This window comes from Thioclava marina (assembly GCF_002020135.1).
In the GTDB taxonomy this organism is placed as follows: Bacteria; Pseudomonadota; Alphaproteobacteria; order Rhodobacterales; family Rhodobacteraceae; genus Thioclava; species Thioclava marina.
On record NZ_MPZS01000001.1, the window covers coordinates 815,068 to 840,314 of the forward strand.

Sequence of the window (25,247 nt, forward strand, 5' to 3'; positions counted from 1 at the left end):
AAGCGTGGCGTGACAGGCGGGATACGCTTTTGGAGGCAAATGCATGGTTTTCGGGCGATTTGTCGCGCTGGAGATGGGAGCTGGGATCAGAACGGGCTTGCCTGCGCGAGACGCCCGCCGATGCGGACCGCCTCGCAGCGCTTGGCGCGGCCCGAGCGGTCGTCGGTCTCGATATAGAAGCCGCAGATCGTGACATCGCCGCGTGCGGGGCTGAAGCGCTCCTTTGCCATGCCGGTCACGAAACGGCGCATCGGTTCGGCCTTCTCCATGCCGATGACCGAGTTGTAATCGCCGCACATGCCCGCATCCGACAGGAAGGCGGTGCCGCCTTCGAGGATCTGCGCATCGCCGGTGGGCACGTGGGTATGGGTGCCCACGACCACCGAGGCGCGCCCGTCGCACCAATGGCCCATCGCCATCTTCTCCGAGGTCGCCTCGCAATGCATGTCGACCAGCGCCGCCTGCACCGCGCCGCCCAGCGGAAAGCGCTTCAGCTCGGCCTCGATGGCGGAGAAGGGATCGTCGAAGGCGCGTTTCATGAACACATTGCCCAGCACCTGCGCCACCAGCACCTTGCGGCCACGGCGATCGGAGAACACCCGCGCCCCTTTGCCCGGTGCCTCCTTGGCGTAGTTCAGCGGGCGGATGATGCGCGGCTCGCCCTCGATGAAACGCATCATGTCCTTCTGGTCGAACGCATGATCGCCAAGGGTCACCACATCGGCGCCCGCCTGCAACAGGGTCTTCGCATGATCGCCGGTCAGCCCCATGCCGCCCGAGGCGTTCTCGCCATTGACCACGACGAAATCGAGGCCCCAGTCATCGCGCAGTTTCGGAAGGCGATCGGTGATCGCGGCGCGGCCCGCGCGGCCCATCACATCGCCAAGGAAAAGTATCTTCATGGCGCATGGGTTTAGGGCCTGAGCGCGCGCAAGGCAACGGCATTGATGCAGGCGCGGGCGATGGCGGGCTGCTTCGGGTGCAAGATCATCATGACGATTTCTCATGCGCGCGCGTCGGTTGCGGGCTTTGCTCCGGCGCGCGCGCGCCCTAGAACGGGGGCAAGCGAATGCGGGAGCAGGACATGAGTGACGACGTTCAGGTGATCTTTACCCCCTCGGGCAAGCGCGGCCGTGTGGCGCGCGGCACGAAGGTGCTGGCTGCGGCGCGCAAGCTGGGCGTCGATCTGGACTCGGTCTGCGGCGGGCGCGGTGTCTGCTCGAAATGCCAGTGCACGCCGTCGTTCGGCGATTTCCCCAAGCTCGGGTTGCATGTGGACCCCGACGCGGTGAGCCCGCTCAACGCGGTCGAGGAGCGCTATGACCGGGTGCGCGGGCTCAAGCCCGGGCGGCGTCTGGGCTGCCAGACCGAAATCCTGGACGATGTGGTGATCGACGTGCCGCCTGAAAGCCAGGTCCACAAGCAGGTCGTGCGCAAGGCCGCCTCCGAGCGCGTGATGGAAATGGATCCGGCAACCCGGCCCGTCTATGTCGAGGTCGAGGAGCCCGACATGCACCGGCCCGAGGGCGACTTCCAGCGGCTGGCGCAGGCGCTCGAAAAACAGTGGCAGGTCAAGGGCGTGCGCGCCGACCTTGAGGTTTTGCGCGTGCTTCAGCCGCTGCTGCGCAAGGGCGATTGGAAGGTGACCGTCGCGCTGCATGACGCGGGCGACGGACCGCGCGTCACGGGCGTCTTCCCGGGGCTGCGAGAGGCGCCGCTTTACGGGCTGGCGATCGACCTCGGCTCGACCACCATCGCGGGGCATCTGGTCGCGCTCGATGACGGGCGGGTGCTGGCGAGCGCGGGCGTGATGAACCCGCAGATCCGCTTCGGCGAAGATCTGATGAGCCGGGTGAGCTATGCGATGATGAACCCCGGCGGCGATCAGGAAATGACGCAGGCGGTGCGCGACGCGATGGGCGATCTGGCACGCGAGCTTGCAGGCGAGGCGCAGGTCGAAACGTCCGAGATCGTCGAGGCGGTCGTGGTCTGCAACCCGGTGATGCATCACCTGCTGCTCGGCATCGACCCGGTCGAACTGGGTCAGGCGCCCTTCGCGCTTGCGACCTCGGACAGCCTCGACTTCCCCGCCCGCGAGATCGGGATCGAAGCCAGCCCCGGCGCGCGCGTCTATATCCTGCCGCTGATCGCGGGCCATGTGGGCGCGGATGCGGCCGCGGTGGCGCTGTCGGAAGCCCCGCAGCGCCGCAAGGATCTCTCGCTGATCGTCGATGTCGGCACCAATGCCGAGATCCTTCTGGGCAACGAGAGCCGCGTGCTCGCCTGCTCCTCGCCCACCGGTCCGGCCTTCGAGGGCGCGCAGATCTCGAGCGGGCAGCGTGCCGCTCCCGGCGCGATCGAGCGCATCGAGATCGACCCCGCGACCAAGGAGCCGCGCTTCAAGATCATCGGCAACGAGCACTGGTCGACCGATCCCGAGTTCGGCACGCCGCGCATCACCGGCATCTGCGGCTCGGGCATCATCGAGGCGGTGGCGGAGATGCGCATGGCCGGGATCGTCGATGCCTCGGGGCTGATCGGTTCGGCCGAACAGGTCGGCACGCCGCGCTGCGTACCCAATGGGCGCACCCATGAATACGTGATCTTCGATGGCGGCAGCGAGGGCCCGCGCGTCACCGTCACCCAAGGCGATATCCGCGCGATCCAGCTGGCGAAATCCGCGCTTTATGCGGGCGCACGTCTGCTGATGGACGAGATGGGCGTGGACACGGTGGACCGGGTGGTGCTCGCGGGCGCGTTCGGGGCGCATATCTCGCCCAAGCACGCGATGGTGCTCGGGATGATCCCCGATGCGCCTCTGGACCATGTCACCTCTGCGGGCAACGCGGCGGGCACGGGCGCGCATATGGCGCTGTGTTCGGTGAAGGCGCGGCGCGAGATCGAGGATCAGGTGAAGAAGATCACCAAGGTCGAGACCGCGATCGAGCCGCGCTTTCAGGAGCATTTCGTGGCTGCCAACGCCCTGCCCCACGCAACCGCCCCCTTCCCCGAGCTGCGCAAGGTGGCGACGCTTCCCGATGTCAGCTTCAACACCGGCGGATCGGGCGAGGATGGCGGCGGGCGCAGGCGGCGGCGTCGGGGCTGAAGCGACGGGCGGGCAAGGTCAGGGATCGGCACGGGCGCTATCGCGCGTTGGTGCACTACCACCTGCCCGCGTCCTCCTGCACGACCATTTTCAGGGCCGGGCGGCAATTGCGGCAATGCGCAGCCGGAGGCAGGCTCAGAGAGCCGCCAGCAGCATCCCCACCATCGCGAGCATCGCGAGGATCTGCGCGAAGTAGAAAGCGAAGCGCACGAAAATCACGGTATCGCTCTGCTCCAGCACGATATGGACGGTGCTTTGCAGGATACGCGCACCCAGAACGATCAGCGCCAGCGCATCGAGGGCGGGGCTCTCCAGGCCAACCCGGTCGATCACGTAGACGATCGTGCCGAAGACGGGAAGGTTCTCGATACAGTTCATATGCGCGCGCATCGCCCTCGGGTAGAGACCGGCGCCAGCGTTCGGATCGGCCGTCCAGTGGCTCGCGCGCGTGCGACCGCTGAGAATGCGCACCCAGCGATAGGGGCCGACGAAGGCAAAGAGAATGAGAAGAGTCCAGAGCGCGAAGCCAAGGAGTGCCAGAAGGGGGATTGTCATCTTCGTCCTTTCCTGTGCGCGAAAACCCGAGCCAGTGTCGTCCGCGACTTGGCCTCGGGCGCGGGTCGCGTCACTATTGGACCGCCCCTCCCCCGGAGGCCAAGCGACAACCTTTCCAGAGCGGAAACGTCAGGAAGTGACAGATGACCCGGAACCGAGCCGAGACGATCTACGACACCCCTCTCCCCGAGGAGTTGCGCCTTGCGGTGCGCGCGCAGACGCAGGCGCAGATCATCGAATGCCTCAACCGGTTCTACATGCTCGAGACCGAGATGTGGGGCAAACCGGTGGATGCGCTGATCGTGCGGATGGTGGTGCAGGGGCGGCTTCAGGGGCGGCTTTATGATCTCAGCGCGCTCTCGGCCGCGCTCGGGCTTCCGATCGCCACGCTGCATCGCAAGGTCGCGGATCTTGTCGAAGGCGGGCATCTGCGCCGGGAGCGGCGGGGAAAATCCGTTTACCTCGTGCCGACCGACGAAACCTGCGGGGCGCTCGATGAATCCTTCGAGGCCATGGTTGCGGCGCTGCGCCGCCTCTATCGCGGGGGCGTGCTGAAGGAGGGCGAAGGGGACGGGCCTTTCTGTCCGCCCTGACGATCGCGACAGAGACCGGGGCGGGCGAAGAGGCGTCACGGATTTGCGTGCCCCGAGAGACGGCGGACGCGCCCGCTGCCCTCGATCGAACGGGGCGAGGTAGCTACGTGCGCCGACTGCGTTCGAGCCCCCCCGCGAAAAGCGGGAGGCTGGTCTGGTTTCGGGCAGGCCACGGCCCTATCGCTTTGCCGGTCCTGCTTGCGCCCTCAGGCGTTGAGAATGACTTTCATCGCCTTCTCGCGCGCGGCATTCGAGAACACCTCATAGGCGTCGAGGATCTCATCGAGCTTGAAGCGGTGTGTCACGAGCTTGGCCGGGTCGACCTTGCCCGAACCCAGCGTCTTGAGAAGCATGGGCGTCGTGTTGGTGCTGACCAGCCCCATCGAGATGTTGATGTTCTTGATCCAGAGCTCTTCGATATGCAGCTCGACCGGCTTGCCATGCACGCCGACATTGGCGATCGAGCCACCGGCGGAGACGATCTTCTGACAGGTATCGAAGGTCGCTGGCACGCCCACCGCCTCGATGGCGACATCCACGCCAAGCCCTCCGGTCATCTCCATGATCCGTGCGACGACATCATCCGCCCCCACCTGAAGCGTGTCGGTCGCGCCGAATTGCTTCGCGAGTTCAAGACGCGCCGGGTCCATGTCGATCATCACGATCCGGCCCGGGGAATAGAACTGCGCGGTCAGGAGAACCGACATCCCCACCGGCCCCGCGCCGATGATGGCAATCGTATCACCCGGTTTGACGCGGCCGTATTGCACACCGATCTCAAGCCCGGTCGGCATGATGTCGGAAAGCATCACCAGCGCCTCTTCATCGGCACCTTCCGGGATCGGATAAAGCGAGTTGTCGCCATGCGGGATGCGGACATATTCCGCCTGCGTGCCGTCGATCAGGTGCCCGAGGATCCAGCCGCCATCGGAGCAATGGGCATAGAGCTGACGCTTGCAATTCGCGCATTTCCCGCAAGAGGTCACGCAGGAGATCAGCACCGGATCGCCGGGCTTGAAATTCGCCACGGCATCGCCGACCGCCTCGACGATACCGACGCCTTCGTGGCCCAGGGTGCGCCCGGGCGTGACCGCGGGCACATCGCCCTTGAGAATGTGAAGATCCGTGCCGCAGATCGTCGTCTTGGTGATCCGCACGATCACGTCGGTCGGTTTCTCGATTTCGGGTTTTTCCTTTTCGACCCAGCTTTTCTGCCCCGGTCCGTTGTAAACAAGCGCCTTCATGACACGCCTCCCAGCCTGTGTTCGCGGGCCGGTTCACCGGCCCCGGATGCGACCCTAGCGGCACCAGCGGCAGCGCGCCTGTCCGGTTTTCGGACAGCCCGTGCGAGAGCCGTCGGACACCAAAAAGCGCCGCGCATCCTGAAGATGCGCGGCGCCAGTCTCGGGGCGCCCGATCAGGCGGCCCGCTCGGGGATCTTGAGGCCCAGCCAGTCGGTGTAGAAGGCGTCGATATCGGGCTCGAAATCATGGATCACCGGATACCAGGGCGTCGGCGCCTCGACATCGAGCAGATCGCCCGATTTCGGACAGTAATATTCCCGGATCACCTGCCAGTCCGAAGAAGGCGCCATCAGCTTGGGATAGAGCTCTTCCATTTCCTCGGGGGTTTCTCGGACGCGCATCACCGCGTGCAGCTTCCAGTTCTCGCGCCAGTCGCAGAATTCGTGACCGGCCTGCGATTTGACCACCCATTTCTTGTCCGAGGCCCGCTGTACGATATAGAGCTTGGGCCCGAGCGGCAGAATGATCCTGTCATCCCACGGGACCTGCTCTTGCAGGATCTCGAGATATTTGACGAAGCGATCCGCATCCTTGGGCGTGGAGAGCATCGTCTGCAGGGTGTCGCGGTCGATCTTGCCATCGACCAGATCTTTGATCTTCGCTTTCGTGTAAGCCATTGCTTTTCTCCTGAGTTTCTCGGGGCGCCGTGCGGGGAGGCGGATACGGCGCCCCGCGGGATCATTCCTCGACGAACTTGACGGTCTTCACGTCCGGCAGATCGGAGAGGTCCATGGAATATTCGCGACCATAGGAGGGGATCGGCAGATCCTCTTCCTTCAGTTGCCACTCCTCGGGCAGATCCCAGAACTTGCGGAACCCTTCCTCCCATTTCGGGCCGAGCTTGAAGCTCGCCGCGAACATCTGCTGGACATGGGTGCCTGCGTCCTTCGCGAGGATGCGTTCGCGTTCCCTAGCCATCCACTCGCGGGTCGGCTGGGCCTTGGCCAGACGGTCCTTGCGGATTTGCGCGCGCAACGCCTCGGTGCCCGCCTCATCCGCCGCGAACAGGCCATCGGCCCCTTTCGCGAGCACGACGCCGTAGACCGTCTCGGCGAAGCGTTCGAGCAGGTAGCCGCCATTCACATCCTCGGCCACCGACTGCGCCTCGCGATCAAGCGGATCGCCGAAGCCCGGACCACCACGCATGTAGTTGAGGTAGAGGTCGTAATCCTTGAACATCTCCTCGGTGGTGATCGCCTGCTTGTCGCGCTTGATGCCCTCGGGGTTCACCATCGCGTCATAGGTCGGGTGTTCGGGATCGGTATCGCCGCCGAAGGGAATGGGATCACCGTTGGCGATCTTTTCCTTCAGCCCCGTGTCATGGGCCGCGAAGCGATAGCCCGAAGCCGCCGGATAGCCGCCCATCAGCCCCCAGTCGGAGCTGATATGGCCGTTGCCCATGAAGAACATCGTCCAGTCCTTCGCATTCCAGACCATGCGCAGGGATTCAAAGCCGCAGCCGCCGCGATACTTGCCCGCGCCGCCCGAACTGGCCTTGATCTGGCGACCCAGATAGACCAGCGGTTCGGCCAGCTCCCAGATCTCCATATCGCCCATGTCGCCTTCGGGGTTCCAGATCGCCGCCGCGTGGCTGATGCCGTCGGCGATGGCGCTGGCGCCGACCCCGTTGGCCGCGCATTCGAAGGAGTTCACCGCATGGATCTCGTCATACTGGTTGAACCCGCCGCCCTGCAGCCAGTTCGAGGTATTGGCGTTGCCCGCGTTCACCTCTTCGAGATAGCCGCGCCCGAAATAGCTGCGCGAGAGCCCGCGCCAGAGCGCCGTCCAGCTTGAGACCAGGAAGTGCCAGCTATAGGCGAAGGCCACGCGCCGGTCGTCGGGGTTCATCCAGGTGCCCTTGGGCAGGCGAAACTCGGTCCCGTAGGCGGCCCCGTCATTGATCATCTCGGTCGGGATCAGGGTCTGGGTCATCATCACCCAGATACCCGAGGTGAACGAGACCGAATGGGCGTTGTAGGTGTGCCAGCCCCAGCGTGACGAGCCCTCGAAATCGAGCCGCCAAGTCCCGTCCTTGCGGATCGTCATCTCGGAGGGAGTGTGCATGATCGTGTCGACCTTGGCGAAATCCGAAGGCACGCGCACGTCTTCATGGTTGTAGGGCACGTCGACGAAGCCGACCTGACGATAGGTGCCCGGGATGGTCATCGCCTTGATCCGGTTCTGCAGACCGATCCGGCCATGCTCGACCGCCTCATAGGCGAATTTCCAATAGGCCTCGATCCCCTCCTCGGCGATCACCTCCTCGACCAGCTTGCGGATCATGTGGCAGCCGGCGACGCGGGTGCGTTCGTCTAGCATCCAGTAGCGCGTGGTGCGCACCGCGCGCTGGCTCTCATGCAGCCAGTCGCGTTTCAGCTCGTCATTCTCGCCGATCTTGCGGCAGGTCACCGAATAGCCGTCGCCGAAGCGCTGCACCTGACCCGTCGTCATCGAGCCCGGGCCGACCGCGCCGGTGTCGATCACATGGGTCACGCCGCCGACCCAGCCGATCAGCTCGCCCTCGTGGAAGATCGGCACGATGGTGTGGATGTCGCACGGATGGACATTGCCGATCAGGCTGTCATTGTTGCAGAAGATATCCTTGTCCTTGATCCCCGGATTACTCTCCCAGTCGTTCTCGATCATGTATTTGATCGCGGCGCCCATGGTGCCGACATGGATGATGATCCCGGTCGAGGTCAGGATGGAATCCCCGGCCGCGTTATAGAGGGTGAAGCACAGCTCGCCCTCCTGCTCCACGATCGGGGACGCGGCGATCTTCTTCGCGGTTTCGCGCGCATCGACAACGCCGGCCCGCAAGCGCGAGAACAGCTTGTTGTAGAGGATCGGGCTTTCCTTGTGCAGCGCCCGTTCCGTGAGCCCGGCATAATGCCCGGTGCCCTTGGTCTTGGCCATGATCTCGTCGCGGTGCTGCTTGAGCGTTTGACCGCCACGGACGATGCCCTTGATGTCAGTTTGCATATTCATTGGTTCTTCCTCCCTTGGCCGTCACACTTCTTTCAGATGGAACAGGCGGTGACCGTCGAGCCATGTCTCGAACCCTCCCGGCACGACGAAGGTCGTGGCGTCGGATTCGATGATCGCGGGACCGGTGACCCGGTTGCCGGGCACGAGCCTTTCCATCTGGTAGAGCTGCGCATCGACCCATTTGCCCTTGCGATAGAATTTGCGGGTGCCGAGCTTGGCCTCGTCCGGCGGGGTCGGGCTACCTTCTTCCTCCTTGGGGATGTTGGGTTTCGGGATCGGCACGGTGCCGCGCATGATCGCGCCGGTGATCGAATAGCCCAGCTCGGGCGAACGCGCCGAGGCGGCATAGACCCGCCCGTAAGTGTCGTTGAACGCATCGACGAGCTTGTCCCAGTCCGCCGCCGTCTTTGCCGACTCGATCGGGCTTTCGATCTCGAGATCGTTGAGCTGGCCGCGATACTGCATCCGGTAGCCGGGTTGCAGCGTGACCTGATCGCGCGAATAGCCGTTGAGTTCGAACTCCTCGAGCACGCGCTCAGCCAGTTCGTGCCAGGCGTCGTTCAGGGTCTTCGCCTCGATCTCCTTGGCATCGTCCGACGCCTCTTCGGCGATGTTCACGTCGAGCGACTTGTCGTAGCGATATTCGAAATCCGCCGCGGCGCAGCCGAAGGCCGAGAAGCCCGCAGCCCAGGCCGGAACGATCACGTCCTCGAAGCCCAGGCCTTCGGTATAGCCATAGGTATGGACCGGACCGGCCCCGCCATAGCTGAAGCAGGTGAAGGAGGACGGCGAATAGCCCTTGCCCGAGATCATCGAGCGCAGATAATCGCGCAGGTCGCTGTCCAGAAGCTCGATGACGCCCGCCGCCGCTTCCTCGACCGTCAACCCGAGCGGATCGGCGATCTGTTCCTTCATGGCATCATAGGCGCGCTGCCGGTCGAGCTTGACCTGACCGCCGAGGAAGTTGTCGGGGTTCAGGTAACCCAGAATGACGTGGCAATCCGAGATCGTCACCGTGTCGATGCCGCTATCGGCCCAGCACACGCCGACCCGATAGCCCGCGCTGTCGGGACCAAGCTTGATCGCCTTGGTATACGGATCGAGGCGGATGAAGCTGCCCGCTCCTGCGCCCACGGAATCAAGCCCCACGAGCGGCAGCGACAGCACCAGCCGCGCCATGTCGGGGTCGTTCTGGATCGTCAGTTCGCCTTGCGTGATCAGCGCCACGTCGAAGGAGGTCCCGCCGATATCCGAGCAGGCGATGTTCTTGTAGCCCAGAACCTCGCCGAGATATTTCGCGCCGATCACGCCGCCGATCGGCCCCGAGACGATGGTGCGCGCCAGCTCCTTCGCCTTCCAGCTGATCGTGCCGCCATGCGTGGCCATCACCCGGAAATCGAATTTCGAGCCATTGTCCTTGAACGCGGCCGAGATCTTCTTGAGCGTCTGGCGCGAGGGCTCGGCGGCGAAGGCCTCGAGCACGGTGGTATTGGTGCGGTGGGTCTCCTTGCGCACCGGGTAGTAATCGGTCGAGGCGAAGACCGGGATCTGCTTGCCCGATTTCTCGACCTCCTCGGCCACGATATCGCGCACCCGGCGCTCATGCGCGGGGTTCTTGTAGCTGTGCAGAAGCGAGATCACGATGCCCTCGACATCCTGCGCGATCAGCTCCTGCGCCGCGCTGCGCGCCGTGTCCTCGCGCAGCGGAATGACCACGTCGCCGAACATGTCCACGCGCTCCATCACGCCGCGCGTCAGGTGACGCGGCACGAGCGGATCGTCATAGTAATGGGTGTTGAGGTGGATGCGGTCCTCGTAGGCCATCCCCAGATAGGCCTGACAGGCGCGACCCATGCGGTGGAAATCCTCCATCCCCGCATTGACGATCAGCCCGGTCTTGAGCCCCTTGCGCTGCACCACGCGATTGAGCATCGCGGTGCCGGAATAAACCCCGGTCTGGATCGAGCCCAGCGCCTCCTCCAGCGACAAGCCCCAGTGCTCCAGCCCTTCGCGGCTCGACTCGATGAGGCCGCGCGCTTCGTTATCCGGCGTCGATTGCGCCTTGCCGACGACGAATTCCCCATCCGCATCGACAAAAAACGTGTCAGTCATCGTCCCGCCCGCGTCGATGCCCAGCACCTGCACGGAACGGCTGTTTTTCTTGTCCAGTGGCACGAAAAACTCCTCCCTTAGCCAAAGCCGGCCCGACCTGGGCGCGGCTGAGTCACAGGATGGCGGCGTGATTTCAGGTCGCGGTGTCCGATTTTCGACGGGTCTGACGGACACGCTGCGGACACGAAATCGCGGCGAAGGTCGGCCCGATACGGCCATATCGAGGGCCACCCGGGAAGAGCTGTCGAAACGTTCAGCTCGGAATGTCTTCAATGATAGGAAAATCCCGTGAGTGATCGTCACTCACGGGTCGCAGGGGGATTGCCGCCCCATAGGCCTTCAGACCTTTTGCGATCGCGCGATCCCGAAACTGTCGAGCTTGAGATAGAGCGTCGAGCGCGCGATCCCGAGGCGGCGCGCGACCTGAGAGAGATTGCCGTTCTCGGCAGCGATCGCGCTGATGATTTCGGCCCGTTCCAGATCACGCAAAGTCGTCTCCGCCCCGTTTCGCGTGTCGCGCTGACGGAACTCCGGCGGGAGCGTCCGGTCATCAATGAGCCCGGTCGGGGACAAGGCGTCGAGTGTTGCGACAAGGTTGCGCATCTCGCGGATATTGCCGGGCCAGGCATAGGCTTTCAGAGCATCCATCGCACCGGACGTGAAGCGAATTTCGCGACCGCATTGCCTTGCGCTGTGACAACGGACGAGCTGCTGGAGAAGCGGCGCGATCTCTTCGGGGCGCTCACGCAGAGGCGGAATGTGGAGCCGCACCCCGGCGATCCGATAGTAGAGATCGCTTCGGAAAGCCCCTTTGCGCATTTCGTCATAGAGCGAACGCTGCGACAGGGAGATGATACGCATTCCACGCAAGGAGGCCTGCTCGACCGCCGCCAGCAAGAGCTTCTGAACGGGCGCGATCGCGGCGCCCGGGCTGTTGAGGCACAGCACCCCGACTTCCAATCCGTAGCGAGCCTCGGCGAGATCCTCGCGAAGCCCCGCTTCCGTCAGTTGCGGGCAATCGATGAGGGTGAAGGGACCCTCGGCTTCGGTGCTCGCGTGATGAATGGCTTCCGCCAGATAGGTCTTCCCGGTTCCCGTCTCGCCTTCGATGAGGATCGGGATCGTGGTCTGCGCGAGCTTTCGGGCCTGAGCGCAAAGCCGCGCGCTCGCCTCTCCGAGCTTGCTTGCCTGATCCAGCTGCGCCGACATATCGAGGGCCTTCGCGCGGCGTTGCCGCATGCAGAGCATGACACCGATCGCCTCGCCCTGATCCTCGATCACCTCCAGATCCGCGCCATGCAGGCAATCGGAAAGAGTTTCGGCGATCGTGTCCGGGGTCTGGTCGATGATTTGGGGCACCTGACCGCGCAGCCATGTGAGCGCTTCATCATCCTCGCAGAACCGCGCGAAATCCTCGGTCGCGAAGACATCCGCGCCGCTGCGATCCATGATCAGCAACGGATCATTCCCCCGACGCAGACGCCGCAAGTGGATGCGTTCGGCCAGAGTTTCGCGTTCACGCGAAACCATGCGGGTCAGTTCCGTCTCCACCTGCAATGCCAGCGCGGCGGACAAGGCGGCCGCGCTGGTCTGATGAAGAGCTTCCGGCCAGGAGATATCGACCACCCCGAGGAGCCGGCCGGTCCCCGGCTCGGCGATCGGCGTCGCGACACAGTTCCATCTCTGGATCGCTTCGCAGAAATGTTCCGCCTCGCGGATCATGACCGGAAGCCCCAGCTTGATCGACGTTCCGATCGCGTTGGTCCCGATGGCCTCCTCGGTCCATTGCCCGCCAAGGTTCAGATGGTTTTCGCTGCCGCGCGCGAGTGTCCGGCTGTCGCCGACGGCGTCGAGCACCACCCCCGCATCATCGCAGAGCAACAGGATCTCGCCGCTTTTGTTCAGCAGTCGCCCGGCGCGCTGCAGCGCCGTGTGCGCGCCGCGGCGCAACCGGCGCGCAGATGTTCGCTGCGCCGCCAATTCATCTTCCGTCAGGGTCGGCGCAAATCTGAGATGGGAAAAGGAATGGCGCGCGGAACGCTTCCAGCTCTCGAGAACCTCAAGGCGGATCTGGCGTGGAACCCGCCCTACGGCCATGAAGTCTTCCCAATCTCCCTTCTGTACTGTCTGCTCCATCTTCTCCTCCCCGAAAAGACAGGTCATCAGAGCAAGCCAACGGACCTTCTCGCTCCGGAAAGCCTCCGCACTGATTCAGAATACACGAATCATGCGGCCGTGGATGCTGGACACTTTCATAGCAAAGACGATGAAATCCGAGTGTCCGATTTTCGGACGCCCGCAGCATCCCCCCAAATGACGGCTGTCGGCCGGAGCGTCTTCTTCCGCCACCTTTTTTCGCGGTGCACCTGCGTCGCGTCTGACGCCCCGTCACGGCCGCGCGATGGCCGCGCTCCGTGCGCGCCGAAAGGGAGCCCCGCCCCCTCTGCGACGAAGCCCCCGAGAGGTCTGACACTGGTATTGGATCTGCGCTCACGCCTTCGTGATCGCGCCCGAGTGATCGCTATCCCGCCTCTCCTGCGTAGCCCTTGCACCAGACGGAAACACTCCGTCACATCACAGGGAGAACCACTATGTCTTTGAACTTCCGCGCATTTGTCGCGTCGATTTCGGCTGCCGCAACGCTTGCTGTCGCGGGCCCTGCCCTTGCGGACGATCACATGAACCCGATGGTCGGCGGCGCCAAGATGTACGAGAGCAAGCCGATCGCGGCCAATGCCTCGGCGGCGCCGAACCTGACCACGCTCGTCGCGGCCGTGAAAGCTGCGGGCCTCGTCGAGACCCTGTCCGGCCCCGGCCCCTTCACCGTCTTCGCGCCGACCAATGACGCGTTCGACAAGCTGCCCGCGGGCACCGTCGAGACGCTGGTCAAGCCCGAGAACAAGGAGACGCTGACGAAGATCCTGACCTGCCATGTGGCATCGGGCGTGATCACCGCCGAGAACATCGTGGCGACGATCGAAAAGGGCAAAGGCATGGCCAAGATCGAGACGCTTGGCGGGTGCGAGCTGACGGCCACGATGAAGGATGGCATGGTGATGCTCACCGCTCCCAAGGGCGATGTCGCGACCGTCGAGACGGCCGATGTGCGCCAGTCGAACGGCATGGTCCACGTGATCTCGACCGTGATGCTGCCGAAGATGTAAGCCCGCTCCCTTAGGGTTTGCGAGAAACGCCCGGTCGGCCTCTGGCCTTCCGGGCGTTTTGCTGCGCGATCCCTCTTGACCGGGCGCGGCGCCTGACTTACCTCTGCGCTCGCACCATGCGGGTATGATGTAATGGTAGCCTGTCAGCTTCCCAAGCTGAACGCGCGGGTTCGATTCCCGCTACCCGCTCCAAGCTCCCCTCAGTTCGGAACCAGCCGGTAGAGCGTGCCGTCATCGGCGTCTTCGATGATCCAGACCTGCCCCTGTGGACCGACCGCAACATCGCGCACGCGCATCTCGAGATCCCAGCGCGCAAGCTGGTCCGAGCCATCTCCAGCGATCAGCGCCACGCCGCTCCCCGCCAATCCACCGATCAGCATATCGCCTTGCCATTGCGGGAAGTCGCCGCCCTCGTAGACCGCCATCCCGGAGGGTGCGATAACCGGCGTCCACCACAGCTTCGGCGGCTCGAACTCGGGCCGGGTATTGTGATCGGGGATCGGCAGACCCGAATAGTGCGTCCCGTTGGAGACTTCGTTCCATCCGTAATTCTTCCCCGGCTCGATCAGGTTCAGCTCGTCGCCGCCGCGCGGGCCCATCTCATGCTCCCAAAGCTTGCCATCGGGGGTGAAGGCAAGGCCGTAGGCATTGCGATGCCCCTCGGTCCAGGTCTCGGCGCGAACGCCGCCTTTGTCGTAGTTCGGATTGCCCGGCGCGGCTTTGCCGTCGCGGGTGAGCCTCAGGATCTTGCCGCGCGGATTGTCGGGATCTTGCGCGGTGTCGGGCTGCATCCGGTCGCCCACGCTGAGATAGAGCATCCCGTCCGGCCCGAAAGCGATGATCCCGCCGGGCTGACCGCGTCCTCCGGGCGTCTGCTGCCAGAGCGTCTTCAGGCCCGCGATCCGGTCGCCGTCGAGCGTCCCGCGCGCCAGAACAAGCGCGTTCCCGCGCGAGACATAGGTCAGATAGACTTCGCGCGTCGCATCGAAATCAGGCGGCACCGCCACGTCGAGCAAGCCGTTCTGGCCGCGATACTGGACCTTCGGCAGGCCCGACAACTCCCGCGCCCCCGAAGGGCCGACATGCCACATCCGCCCCGCCTTGCCCGTGACCAGCACCGAAGCATCGGGCAGCGCCGCGATCGCCCAGGGGTTCTGCAATTCGGCCACGGCTTTGAGCGTAAAGGGCCAGTCGCGCGTAGCCGGTTTCTCGCCCACGTTTTGCGCGAAAGCGGGTGCGGCCAGCGCAAGGCTCAGTAACAAACTCGAGAAACGGGTCATCGGCACACCTCCTGTCCCTTCAAAGATGGGACCGATCTTCCTGAGGAAAACCCCTTGCTTCTTCTTGAATTAAATATCTCGGGGGGCTGCCGCCAGGCAGCGGGGGCGGCGCCCCCTGCCCGGTCACAATTTGTCGCCCTCCGGCGACGGGGGCAGCGCCCCCTGCCCGCTTCCCCGCTCCTGCGCGCTGTGGCAGAATTGCAAGGTATGCCGATGCATGCCCCCAAAGCCTTGATCGCGGCGGGTTTTCGCAGCAGGCAAAGGTGTAACAGCCGCGTGATCGGGAACCGCCGCAGATGAGCCAAAGACCAGACCATCCCCAGCGCTATGCGCTCGTCAACGAACTTCATGCCCGGCCCTACCCGAAGCTGGGCGTGCCGGGCCATGCAGTCTATCTCGCTTTCAAGGAGCCCCGCGACGCGGCGAACCGGGATCGTTCGAAGGACCAGGCGCATCTGGCCGAGCTGCTCACGCTCAACGGCGCGGCCCAGCCCGAAGCCGGGATTACCCATTACACCGGCAAGATCGGGCGGCACGAGCTGAAATGGGAGAGCCATACCGAGTTCACCACCTATCTCGCCTTCGGCAAGGGCGTGTCCTCGCGCGCCTTCGACCCGGCCGAGACAGAGATCTTCCCCGACGCCTGGATCGAGAAAGGCCCCGGCGGACGCATCGCCGCGGTACAGATCCGCATCGTGGACCTGCCCGAAAACCCCGACGATATCGCGCCGATGCTCGAACAGTGGTTCGTGGCCGAAAGCCTCGTCTGCACCTGGGTGCTGGATGGCGCGGCGGTGGTCGCGGGCGATTTCCGGATCGACCCGAACGGGCAGATGCGCTTTGCGATCTTCGCGCGGCCCGGCACCGGACCGGGGCGGATCGGGCGCACGGTGCAGCGGCTGTGCGAGCTGGAAACCTACCGCGCCATGTCGATGCTGGGGCTTGCGCGCGCGCGTGATCTGTCGAAGCGGCTCAACGCGCTCGACCCGCGCCTGACCGAGATCGTCGAGGGGATGGGCGACGATGCCAATTCCGCCGAAGAGACCCTGCACGAGCTGCTGGAAATCTCGGCCGAGCTGGAAAGCCTCGCGGTGCAGCATTCCTTCCGCTTCTCCGCCACAGGCGCCTATGAGGCGATCGTGCGCGAGCGGGTCGAGAGCTTGCGCGAAAGCCGGTTCGAGGGGCGCCAGAAACTCAGCGAGTTCATGGCACGACGTTACGATCCGGCGGTGCGCACAGTGAAATCGGCGGAAACACGGCTGCGCCAGATGGTGACACGGGCGGCGCGCGCGGGCGAGCTCTTGCGCACGCGGGTCGATGTCGAACGCTCGGCGCAGAACCAGAAACTGCTCGAAAGCATGGACCGCCGGTCCGACCTGCAACTACGCCTGCAACACACGGTCGAAGGGCTCTCGGTCGTCGCGATCAGCTATTACGCGATCTCGGTCGCGGGCTATCTCGCCTATCCGGTCTCGAAGAAGATCGGGCTGACGAAAGAGATCATGATGGCGGGGCTGACCCCGATCGTGATCCTCGCGGTCTGGCTGATGATCCGGCGCATCCGCAAGGGTGTGGGCGGTCACTGATCGGCGATCAGCGGCTTGGCCTCTGCCTTGGCGGCGCTGAGCGCGTCGGCGGGCGCAAGTTCGATCATCAACCCGCGTTTGCCGCCATTGACGATGATCCGCTCAACCCCGAGCGCACTCTGTTCAAACGCCACCGGGCTTGCGCGTTTCTGGCCGAACGGGCTGATGCCCCCGGTGTGGAACCCGGTCAGTTTCTCGGCCTTCGCGGACTCCATCATCTTCGCGGATTTACCCCCGAAGGCCGCCGCCACCTTCTTCATCGAGAGCGACGCATCCGACGGGATCACCGCGCAGGCGGGCTTGCCATCCACCTCGACCATCAGGGTCTTTAGAACCCGCGCGGGCTCGGCCCCGATCGCCTCGGCCGCATGAAGGCCGATCTGCGCCAGACCGGCCTCATAGGCATATTCGTGCAGATCGAAGGCGAGCTTGGCGCGGCTGAGCGCCTGTGTCGCCGGGGTGGCATGGCCCATCGGCTCCTCTCAGAACTTGGCGGTGGCCGGGTCCGGCCCGATCCGGCCCTCGGCGCTGTCGAGACCCTTGATCTGCGCCATCTCCGCCTCGGTCAACTCGAAATCGAAGATCGAGATATTCTCGCGCATCCGGTCATGGTTCGCCGATTTCGGGATCGTCACGAGGCCCAGCTGCACCTGCCAGCGCAGGATCACCTGCGCCGCCGACTTGCCGTAGCGGCTCGCGATCTCGGTCAGGATCGGGTCCGAGAGCGCCTCGCCCTGACCCAGCGGCGACCAGCATTCGGTGGCGATCCCGAGTTTCGCATGCACCTCGCGCTGCTTGGACTGCTGGAAATAGGGATGCAGCTCGATCTGGTTGATCGCGGGCGCCTCGCCGGTCTCCTCGATAAGCCGCTCCAGATGATCGGGCAGGAAATTCGACACGCCGATCGCGCGGATACGGCCCTCCTCCCGCAACCGGATCAACGCCTTCCAGCTGTCGACATACTGATCCTGCGCCGGCATCGGCCAGTGGATCAGGTAAAGATCGAGAGTGTCGAAGCCGAGCTTGTCCATCGTCTCGTCAAAAGCTCGCAGCGCCGCGTCATATCCCTGCCGGTCGTTCCAGAGCTTCGAGGTCACGAAAATCTCTTCGCGTGGCACGTCGCTTTCCGCGATACCCCGCCCGACGCCCGCCTCGTTGCCATAGGCGGCGGCGGTGTCGATATGACGATAGCCCGCGTTGAGCGCGCTGAGGATGATGCCGGGGGCCTCGTCATCGGGCATCTTCCAGACGCCAAGGCCAAGTTGCGGGATCTTCGTTCCGTCGTTGAGGGTGAGGATGGGAGTGCTCATGGTCGTCTCCTTTTGCCTGAGGGCTGTGCATCAGACTAGGGCGCGGCGGACCGGAGGAAAGGCGTTCAAAAACTCTTGAAAGCAATGGCCCGCGACCGGGCGGTCAGTGCGAACTTCATCTCGCCAGAGCGAAGATCGCGCACCCCTCGCGAAATGGGTTTCGGCCTCACTCTGTGCGCGGGAAACGTTTGCGCTCTTCGAGGTCGTTCAGGTCCATGTGGTTGCGCATATATTGCTCGGAGGCGCGCTTGAGCGGCTGGTAGTCCCACGGGTAATAGCCGCCCTGCCGCAGGGCCTCATAGACCACCCAGCGCCGTGCCTGAGAGGCGCGCACATCGGCGTCGAACCGCTCCAGATCCCAGCGCTCGCGCGCCTCGGCCTTCAATGCAGCCAGTGTCTCGGCATGGGCCGGATCGCCCGCGAGGTTCGTCAGCTCATGGGGGTCGGCCGCAAGGTCGAAAAGCTGATCTGGATCGAGCGCGCAGAGGTTCAGCTTCCAGCGACCCTTGCGCAGCGAGACGAGCGGCGCGTAGGAGGCCTCGGCGGCATATTCCATCGCCACGGGCTCGGCGCGCGGAATGCCTTTTGCCGTCGGCAGAAGACTTTGCCCGTCAATCCAGGGCGCGATTTCGTCGAGCGAGATCCCCGCCAGATCGCACAGCGTCGGCGTCACGTCGATGGTCGAGACCGGATCGGTCACGACACCCGGTTCAAGACCGGGGCCCGCGATCATCATCGGCACGCGCGACGAGCCCTCGTAGAAGCTCATCTTGAACCAAAGCCCGCGCTCGCCCAGCATGTCGCCGTGATCGGATACGAACAGGATCGTGGCCTCCTGCCGGGTGTCCTCGAGTACCTGCAACAGCGCGCCGATCTTGTCATCGAGATAGGACAGGTTCGAGAAATAGGCGCGGCGCGAGCGGCGGATGTCTTCCGTGGTGATGTCGTATTCACGCCAGTCATTGGCGTCGAAAATGCGTTTGGAATGCGCATCCTGCTCGTCATATGGGATCGCGTCGATCTCGGGGTCCAGATGCGCGCAATCCTCGTAGAGATCCCAGTATTTCTTGCGCGCGACGTAGGGATCATGCGGATGGGTGAAGCTCACCGTCAGCATCCACGGGCGCGCATCATTGCCGCGCGCCAGATCGTAGAGCTTCATCTTCGCCTCATGGGCGACGTTGTCGTCATACTCCATCTGGTTCGAGATCTCGGCCACCCCCGCCCCGGTCACCGAGCCCATGTTGTGATACCACCAGTCGATCCGCTCGCCGAGCTTGCGATAGTCCGGCGTCCAGCCGAAATCGGCGGGATAGATATCGGTGGTCAGGCGCTCCTCGAACCCGTGGAGCTGGTCGGGGCCCACGAAATGCATCTTTCCCGACAGGCAGGTCTGATAACCCGCACGGCGCAGGTGGTGAGCATAGGTGGGAATGTCCGAGCGAAACTCGGCCGCGTTGTCATAGACGCCGTTGCGCGAGGGGAGCTGACCCGACATGAAGGCGGCACGCCCCGGCGCGCAGAGCGGCGAGCCGGTATAGGCGTTCTGGAACCGCACCGATTTCGCGGCGAGCTTCTTCAGATTTGGTACATGCAGCCATTCGGCCGGGCCATCGGGAAAAAGCGTCCCATTGAGCTGATCGACCATCAGGACGAGAAAATTGGGTCGGCGCATCGCGGGGCTCCTTCACGTCACGGGGGCTGGGCTCCCGGTGTAGCGAGGAGCGGAGCAGGGAAGCAACCCCGGCCCCGCAGCGCACGGATCACGCCGCAGCGATGATACGCGCCTCATGGCGCTTCAGGCTGGGCCGTGCCGCAGGGTAACTGCCTTCGGCATCGGCAAGCTCGGGGAAGAGCGCGAGGATCTCGTCGCGCTGCGCGCGGCCCATCTCGGAGAGCGTGGCGCGACCGGGCTGGAAGCTCTCGGTCCAGAGCCCGTCCGAGAAGACGATCTCATGCATGTCGAACATGATGTGGATATAGGTGACCTCTTCGGCGGCGCGATCGACCTCGATTCCCGGGAGGCCTTCAAGATGGCGTGCCGCTGCCAACGCCTCGGGCTCGCCCGAGATCAGCTCGGCACGCACCCCGCTCAACAGCACCCTGTGCTGCGGCGAGACGCGCATCTCGCGCTCGGGCTGGTTCGAGCCGAGCGCGCCGGGCGCGATGCGAACGGGACAGAACTCGGGGCGCTCGTCCAGTTCAGCGCGGGTGAGGCTGCGCCGCCCGATCCAGCGGATCGGCTGATAGCCATTGTCGCGGGTAAGAACCCGGTCGCCCAGACACAGATCCTCCACCGCGATCTCGCCGTGCAGTGTCGCGACCCGGGTTCCCGGGGTGAAACAGGGGATGACCTTTTCGATATTGGTGTAGGTCATCGTGCCCACGACAGCGCCGGTGCCGTCGAGGAAGTTGATCGTGCCGTTCTCGGGGTTGGCCGTGTCGCGATTGACGACGACATTGCTCCAGCCCCAGTCGCTGAGGTCGAGCACGTCGTAATCCGCCCCGCCCTCGCCGCCGTCGATGACCGCGCCATCGGTGAGATTGACGAACGTATCCTGATCGTCGCCACCGATCAGGGTATCGGCCCCGCCACCGCCGGTGAGCGTGTCATTGCCGGTGCCGCCCTCGACGAGGTCGTTGCCCGCGCCACCGTCGAGGCTGTCATTCCCCTCGTCGCCCGCGACATAATCATTGCCCGCCCCGCCCAGCACCGTGTCATTGCCGGTGCCGCCGTAGAGGCTGTCATCCGCGCCCAGACCGTCGATGTAATCGTCGCCGCCGTTGCCATAGATGACGTTGGTATACCCGTCGACCGGATCGGAGGAGAAACCATCGAAACCGATCAGCGTGTCGTTGAACTCCGAGCCGATGATCCCGTCAACGCCGCTGAGCACGTCGCCCGCCGCATCCCCGCCCGAGGCAGTGCCGTTGCTCAGGTTGATCGAGACGCCCGACCCGCTGTCGCTATAGGAGACGTAATCCATCCCCGTTCCGCCCGAAAGCGTATCCGCCCCGGCCCCGCCATGCAGCGTGTCGTTGCCGCCGTTGCCGATGAGCGAGTCATTGCCGGAGCCGCCGTCGAGACTGTCATTGCCAAGCCCGCCATCGAGCGTGTCGTTCTCGGTCCCGCCGAGCAGCGTGTCGTCCCCCGCACCGCCGAGCAGGCTGTCGAAGCCCGCGCCGCCGACGAGCAGATCGTTGCCCGCGCCGCCATTGAGCGTGTCGTTGCCGGTATTGCCGATCAGCGTGTCGTTGCCGTCCTCGCCCAGAAGCGAGTCGTTGCCCGAGCCCCCATCGACGTAATCGTTGCCGGTGCCGGCCGTGACCGTGTCGTTGCCGAGCCCCGCGAACACGGTGTCGTTGCCGTCGCCCGCGCGGATGTAGTCGTCATTGCCGCTGGTTCCGGCGAGACCGGCATCATTGTTGTCGACCTTGTCCGAGCCATTCGCGATAGGCTCGACATAGTTGTTGTCGATCAGGTCGTCGCCTGCGGTGCCGTCGACATAGCCGTCATCGAACCCGGTCACCCAGCGGTCGGCGGCCATGTTGGTATTGGTCGCGTTGCTGACGCTGTTGAGCCGGATCGACTGGATCGGCTTGGCCTCATAGGCCGTGGTGTCGGCATTTGCCGTGATCTCCGGCGCGAGGAAGACGCTGCCATCGGTGGTCTGCACGATCACCGCGGTCACATTAGCGGTGGTGCCATCGACATAGGTGATCGTGGCGTTGTAGACGGCCAGACCATCATAGGTGAGCGTCGTCGGACCCGAGCCGATATCGGTGACGATCTGGTCGTTCGAGACGTTGTTATTGGTGTCGAGCGCGCCAACCGTGCCGCCGTTGTCGATCGTGGTGGCCGAAACGATATTCTGGAACAGCGGATTCGTGGTGGAGCCTGCGGTCGCGCCGACAAAGCGGCTCGCATTCTCCATATCGGAATTTCCCTCGTTCGGGTCGAGCATCGTGCTCGAATATCCGAGGTAGATCCAATTAAACGTCGTCGCCATTCGTTACTCGTCCTTGCACACAACACGCCCCGGCGACAAACAAGCGGCTCGCCCCCATCGCGATAGGGACGATACGGGCATCACACACACCCGGAGCTCTGAAGTTGTCGCCAAGAAACTCAGCTGCTCGTCTACACGTTTTTTTTCAACGGTTAACGCTCCTGCTCACTGAAATGCAATGGTGATTTCAGTTGGGCAGCTTTGTGACGAAGCTGTGAACTTCTCATGTGTGGGACAAAGATCACACGCTTGCGCGCGCACCCGCAAAATCCCGGGCGACGCACCGCCGGATTGCAGGCTTTTGCGGCCCCGCCTGACGAGCGGTGTTCCTCTAGACCCGCTCTTCGAACGGTTCGGGCTGGCGCCAGGTCTCGCGGTGATAGGCGCTGTCCCAGAACCGCCATTCGTGCCAGCAACTGCGTGCGAAGGCCCGATGCATCCGGGCGCGGACCGCGTCATCGGCCGCCGCGCCCAGCCGGTCGGTGAGGTCCAGCATTCGGGCTACGCTCTGGTCGAAGGCATCGCCCGAATAGGTCGCGATCCAGGCCGCATAGGGGTTTTCCGAGCCGCTGTGCTGCGCGATCTCGTGACCGATATCGCGATAGATCCAGAAGCACGGCAAAAGGGCCGCTACCGCTTCGGGAAAATCCCCGATGGTGGCAGAGCGCAGCAGGAAAGAGACATAGTGATCGCAGGCGGCCGAGGGCGCGATGGCGGCGAAATCGTCCGCGGACACGCCGAATAACCCCATGTAATGGTTGTGCAATTCTCGCTCGACCGCGATCGCGCCCGCCGCCGATCCCGCAAGCTGCGCCACGCTCGGCGCATCGGGGGCCTTGGATGCGGCCAAAGCGAGGGCGCGGGCAAAACCTTCGAGGTAATGCGCGTCCTGAATGATGTACCCCTGGAAGATCGCCGGATCGAGCTGCCCCTCGGCCAGCTCCCGATTGAAGGGCATCGCGTGGATCTGGCGGCGCAGCGAGGCCGTCTCGCGTGCGAGGTCTCGGGTGAAGCTCATTGGTCGTCCTCGTGATATGCGTGGAAATGATGCACCGGCCCATGCCCCGACCCGACCGAGAGACGGTCGGCGGCGGCGAGTGCTCCGCTCAGATAGGCTTTGGCGCGCCGCGTCGCCTCGGGCAGAGGCAACCCCATGCCAAGCCCCGTCGCGAGCGCGGAGGACAGGGTGCAGCCTGTGCCATGGGTATTGCGCGTGGCGATCCGGGGCGCGTCGAAGCGGAGTTCATCGTGCCTGGTGACCAGCATGTCGGGGCTCTGATCGCCTTTCAGATGTCCCCCCTTCATCAGAACCGCACGCGGGCCGAGCGCCAGCAGCGCATGGGCCTGCTCGCGCATCTGTTCGAGGGTTTCCGCCTCGTCGCAGCCCAGCAGGTCGGCGGCCTCGGGCAGGTTCGGGGTGATCAGATCGGCGCGCGGCAGAAGGGTTCGCAACGCGCTCACGGCCGCCTCCTCCAGAAGACGGTCGCCACCCTTGGCCACCATCACCGGGTCGAGCACTACCGGGCAGTCGAGCCCGTCGATCCCCCCGGCCACGCACTCGATGATCGCGGCGTCTCCCAGCATCCCGATCTTGATCGCGTCGATCCGGATGTCGTCGCGCAGAGCTGCGATCTGCGCCGCAATCAGATCCGTGTCGCAAAGGCTGACCGCCCGCACTCCGCGCGTGTTCTGTGCGGTCAGAGCGGTGAGCACGCTCATCGCATAGCCGCCATTGGCCGAGATCGCCTTGATATCGGCCTGGATACCGGCGCCGCCGGAGGGATCGGAACCGGCGATGGAAAGAATGTTGGGGATCATGTGTCGCTCCATGCGTTGCACAGGGTTCTGGCGGCAAGCGCCATGTCGGGGGCACGCGAGATCGCCGAGATCACCGCCATCCCGGCACCGCCAGCCGCGCGTATCGCGGCGGCGTCGGCTTTGGTGATGCCGCCGATCGCGAGGCAAGGGAGCTCCGTACGCGCGACGATCGCCGCGAAGCCCTCATGCCCGATCGGCGGGGCGTGATCGGGCTTCGATCCCGTGGCATGGACCGGCCCAACGCCGAGATAGTCCACGCCCGCAGGCACGGCGGAGATTTGCGCCTCGGCCTCGATCGAGAGACCAAGGATCATCTCCGGCCCGATCCGGCTGCGGATCGCCGCCGGATCGCCGTCGCTCTGGCCGATATGGAGCCCCGGCGCACCGACGGAGATCGCAATCTCCACCCGATCATTGACGATGAGTGGCACCTCATGAGGCGCAAGCGCTGCGATCAGCGCCCGGGCGAGCGCCGCGAACTCCGTATCCGGCAGGGTCTTGTCGCGCAGCTGCACCCAGCCCGCACCGCCCTCGGCCGCGGCGAGGGCCTGAGCGATCACCGGCTGCGGCGCGACCGGATCGGTGACGAAACAAAGCGGCGGGATCATGCGAGTTCGATCCTCGCACCGGCGTTCAGAGCTGCCGGATCAATTGCATGGAGCGCATCCAGGAAAGCCGGCTGGAAGGTTCCGGGGCCCTCGCTCGCGGCCCCCGCGCGTTCCCCCGCAAGGCCGTAATAGGCCAGCGCCGCGACCGTCGCCTCGAAGGGCGACTGACCTGCGGCAAACGCGGCCACCACCCCGGTCAGCGAACACCCCAGGGCCGTCACGCGCGGCATCATCGCATCGCCATTCGCGATCCGCACCGCACGCGTGCCATCGGTCACGAAATCGACCGCACCCGTCACCGCGACCACCGCGCCGCCATGCCGGGCGAGCGCGCGCGCGGCGTTCTCTGCGGTCTCGACGCTTTCGCCCGCATCCACCCCTTTGCCTGCCGAGACCGCCCCCGCGAGCGCGAGGATCTCTGACGCATTCCCACGGATCACCGTGGGGCGGAGCGCCAGGAGCCGCGCGCCTAGCGCGCGCCGATACCCCGTCGCGCCGACCGCGACCGGGTCAAGCACCCAAGGCACATCCTTTTCGCCCGCGACCGTTGCCGCCGCCTCCATCGCCTCGGCCCAGGGCGGCGAGACCGTCCCGATATTGACACTCAGCGCCTGCGCGATGCCCGCGAACTCGGCCGCCTCCTCGCGGGCATGGATCATCGCGGGCGAAGCCCCCGCCGCGAGCAGAACATTCGCCATCACGTTCATCGCGACGTAATTGGTGATGTTGTGAACGAGCGGCGCGGTCTGTCGCATCATCGCGAGATATTGGCCGGGATCTTCCATCGCACTCTCCTTGAGCATTTGGCGTCAG

20 protein-coding genes and 1 tRNA gene are annotated in these 25,247 nt (G+C 64.7%); 5 read left to right on the top strand and 16 right to left on the bottom strand.

Translation table 11 applies throughout. From position 1 onward, the window contains the following. Positions 1 to 86: 86 nt before the first annotated feature. Positions 87 to 902 carry a TIGR00282 family metallophosphoesterase gene (locus BMG00_RS03870; protein ID WP_078528913.1) on the bottom strand — a complete coding sequence of 272 codons (816 nt, stop codon included), beginning with the start codon at positions 900 to 902 and terminating at the stop codon, positions 87 to 89. 182 nt (positions 903 to 1,084) lie between these two features. On the opposite strand from BMG00_RS03870, the gene BMG00_RS03875 reads away from it, so the two are divergent. Beyond that, positions 1,085 to 3,106 carry an ASKHA domain-containing protein gene (locus BMG00_RS03875; protein WP_078573430.1) on the top strand — a complete coding sequence of 674 codons (2,022 nt, stop codon included), beginning with the start codon at positions 1,085 to 1,087 and terminating at the stop codon, positions 3,104 to 3,106. A gap of 135 nt (positions 3,107 to 3,241) precedes the next feature. On the opposite strand, the gene BMG00_RS03880 is transcribed toward BMG00_RS03875, so the two are convergent. Next, positions 3,242 to 3,661 (bottom strand): MAPEG family protein, encoded by a 420-nt coding sequence (locus tag BMG00_RS03880; protein ID WP_078528917.1) that lies wholly within the window; start codon positions 3,659 to 3,661, stop codon positions 3,242 to 3,244. A gap of 143 nt (positions 3,662 to 3,804) precedes the next feature. Here BMG00_RS03880 and BMG00_RS03885 point away from each other — a divergent pair, with 143 nt between their 5' ends. Then, positions 3,805 to 4,254: a hypothetical protein gene (locus BMG00_RS03885; RefSeq protein WP_078573431.1), complete on the top strand. Its 450-nt coding sequence runs from the start codon at positions 3,805 to 3,807 to the stop codon at positions 4,252 to 4,254. A gap of 206 nt (positions 4,255 to 4,460) precedes the next feature. Here BMG00_RS03885 and BMG00_RS03890 read toward each other — a convergent pair whose 3' ends face one another. The 5 genes from BMG00_RS03890 to BMG00_RS03910 all read right to left on the bottom strand — a co-directional run bounded on the left by BMG00_RS03890 (position 4,461) and on the right by BMG00_RS03910 (position 12,794). Then, positions 4,461 to 5,498 carry a zinc-dependent alcohol dehydrogenase family protein gene (locus BMG00_RS03890; protein WP_078573432.1) on the bottom strand — a complete coding sequence of 346 codons (1,038 nt, stop codon included), beginning with the start codon at positions 5,496 to 5,498 and terminating at the stop codon, positions 4,461 to 4,463. A gap of 173 nt (positions 5,499 to 5,671) precedes the next feature. Further along, on the bottom strand, positions 5,672 to 6,175 hold the full coding sequence (locus BMG00_RS03895; RefSeq protein WP_078528923.1) for an acetone carboxylase subunit gamma: 504 nt from the start codon (positions 6,173 to 6,175) through the stop codon (positions 5,672 to 5,674). 61 nt (positions 6,176 to 6,236) lie between these two features. Next, complete coding sequence (locus tag BMG00_RS03900; protein WP_078528925.1) at positions 6,237 to 8,546, bottom strand: hydantoinase B/oxoprolinase family protein; 2,310 nt, start codon at positions 8,544 to 8,546, stop codon at positions 6,237 to 6,239. A gap of 21 nt (positions 8,547 to 8,567) precedes the next feature. Beyond that, positions 8,568 to 10,721, bottom strand: a complete 2,154-nt coding sequence (locus tag BMG00_RS03905; RefSeq protein WP_245794946.1) for a hydantoinase/oxoprolinase family protein — start codon at positions 10,719 to 10,721, stop codon at positions 8,568 to 8,570. Between the two features lie 276 nt (positions 10,722 to 10,997). Next, positions 10,998 to 12,794, bottom strand: coding sequence for a sigma-54-dependent Fis family transcriptional regulator (locus BMG00_RS03910; protein ID WP_078574243.1), 1,797 nt, complete (start codon positions 12,792 to 12,794; stop codon positions 10,998 to 11,000). Between the two features lie 455 nt (positions 12,795 to 13,249). Here BMG00_RS03910 and BMG00_RS03915 point away from each other — a divergent pair, with 455 nt between their 5' ends. Then, entirely contained in the window at positions 13,250 to 13,822 is a 573-nt protein-coding gene (locus tag BMG00_RS03915) for a fasciclin domain-containing protein (RefSeq protein WP_078573433.1), read from the top strand. A gap of 118 nt (positions 13,823 to 13,940) precedes the next feature. Then, positions 13,941 to 14,014: transfer RNA gene (locus tag BMG00_RS03920), tRNA-Gly, on the top strand. 8 nt (positions 14,015 to 14,022) lie between these two features. Here BMG00_RS03920 and BMG00_RS03925 read toward each other — a convergent pair. Next, positions 14,023 to 15,102 carry a PQQ-dependent sugar dehydrogenase gene (locus BMG00_RS03925; protein WP_078573434.1) on the bottom strand — a complete coding sequence of 360 codons (1,080 nt, stop codon included), beginning with the start codon at positions 15,100 to 15,102 and terminating at the stop codon, positions 14,023 to 14,025. A gap of 296 nt (positions 15,103 to 15,398) precedes the next feature. Between BMG00_RS03925 and BMG00_RS03930 the strand changes: the two genes are divergently transcribed. Next, positions 15,399 to 16,688, top strand: coding sequence for a DUF3422 family protein (locus BMG00_RS03930; RefSeq protein WP_078573435.1), 1,290 nt, complete (start codon positions 15,399 to 15,401; stop codon positions 16,686 to 16,688). On the opposite strand, the gene ybaK is transcribed toward BMG00_RS03930, so the two are convergent. The 8 genes from ybaK to thiM all read right to left on the bottom strand — a co-directional run bounded on the left by ybaK (position 16,682) and on the right by thiM (position 25,219). Beyond that, positions 16,682 to 17,161: a Cys-tRNA(Pro) deacylase gene (gene ybaK / locus BMG00_RS03935; RefSeq protein ID WP_078573436.1), complete on the bottom strand. Its 480-nt coding sequence runs from the start codon at positions 17,159 to 17,161 to the stop codon at positions 16,682 to 16,684. The genes BMG00_RS03930 and ybaK overlap by 7 nt on opposite strands. Positions 17,162 to 17,170: 9 nt before the next feature. Further along, positions 17,171 to 17,998 carry an aldo/keto reductase gene (locus BMG00_RS03940; protein WP_078573437.1) on the bottom strand — a complete coding sequence of 276 codons (828 nt, stop codon included), beginning with the start codon at positions 17,996 to 17,998 and terminating at the stop codon, positions 17,171 to 17,173. Positions 17,999 to 18,164: 166 nt separating this feature from the next. Continuing rightward, the gene (gene betC, locus BMG00_RS03945; protein ID WP_078573438.1) at positions 18,165 to 19,673 is read right to left on the bottom strand and encodes a choline-sulfatase; all 1,509 of its coding nucleotides are present in this window, start codon (positions 19,671 to 19,673) and stop codon (positions 18,165 to 18,167) included. Positions 19,674 to 19,761: 88 nt separating this feature from the next. Next, positions 19,762 to 22,008, bottom strand: coding sequence for a Hint domain-containing protein (locus BMG00_RS03950; protein WP_078528938.1), 2,247 nt, complete (start codon positions 22,006 to 22,008; stop codon positions 19,762 to 19,764). 331 nt (positions 22,009 to 22,339) lie between these two features. Beyond that, positions 22,340 to 23,026, bottom strand: coding sequence for a thiaminase II (tenA, locus tag BMG00_RS03955; RefSeq protein ID WP_078573439.1), 687 nt, complete (start codon positions 23,024 to 23,026; stop codon positions 22,340 to 22,342). Beyond that, positions 23,023 to 23,826, bottom strand: coding sequence for a bifunctional hydroxymethylpyrimidine kinase/phosphomethylpyrimidine kinase (gene thiD / locus BMG00_RS03960; protein WP_078573440.1), 804 nt, complete (start codon positions 23,824 to 23,826; stop codon positions 23,023 to 23,025). The genes tenA and thiD overlap by 4 nt, the downstream gene beginning before the upstream one ends. Continuing rightward, entirely contained in the window at positions 23,823 to 24,434 is a 612-nt protein-coding gene (gene thiE, locus BMG00_RS03965) for a thiamine phosphate synthase (protein ID WP_078573441.1), read from the bottom strand. Before thiE ends, thiD begins: the two co-directional genes overlap by 4 nt. Next, positions 24,431 to 25,219: a hydroxyethylthiazole kinase gene (gene thiM, locus BMG00_RS03970; RefSeq protein ID WP_078528947.1), complete on the bottom strand. Its 789-nt coding sequence runs from the start codon at positions 25,217 to 25,219 to the stop codon at positions 24,431 to 24,433. Before thiM ends, thiE begins: the two co-directional genes overlap by 4 nt. Between the last annotated feature and the right edge of the window lie 28 nt (positions 25,220 to 25,247).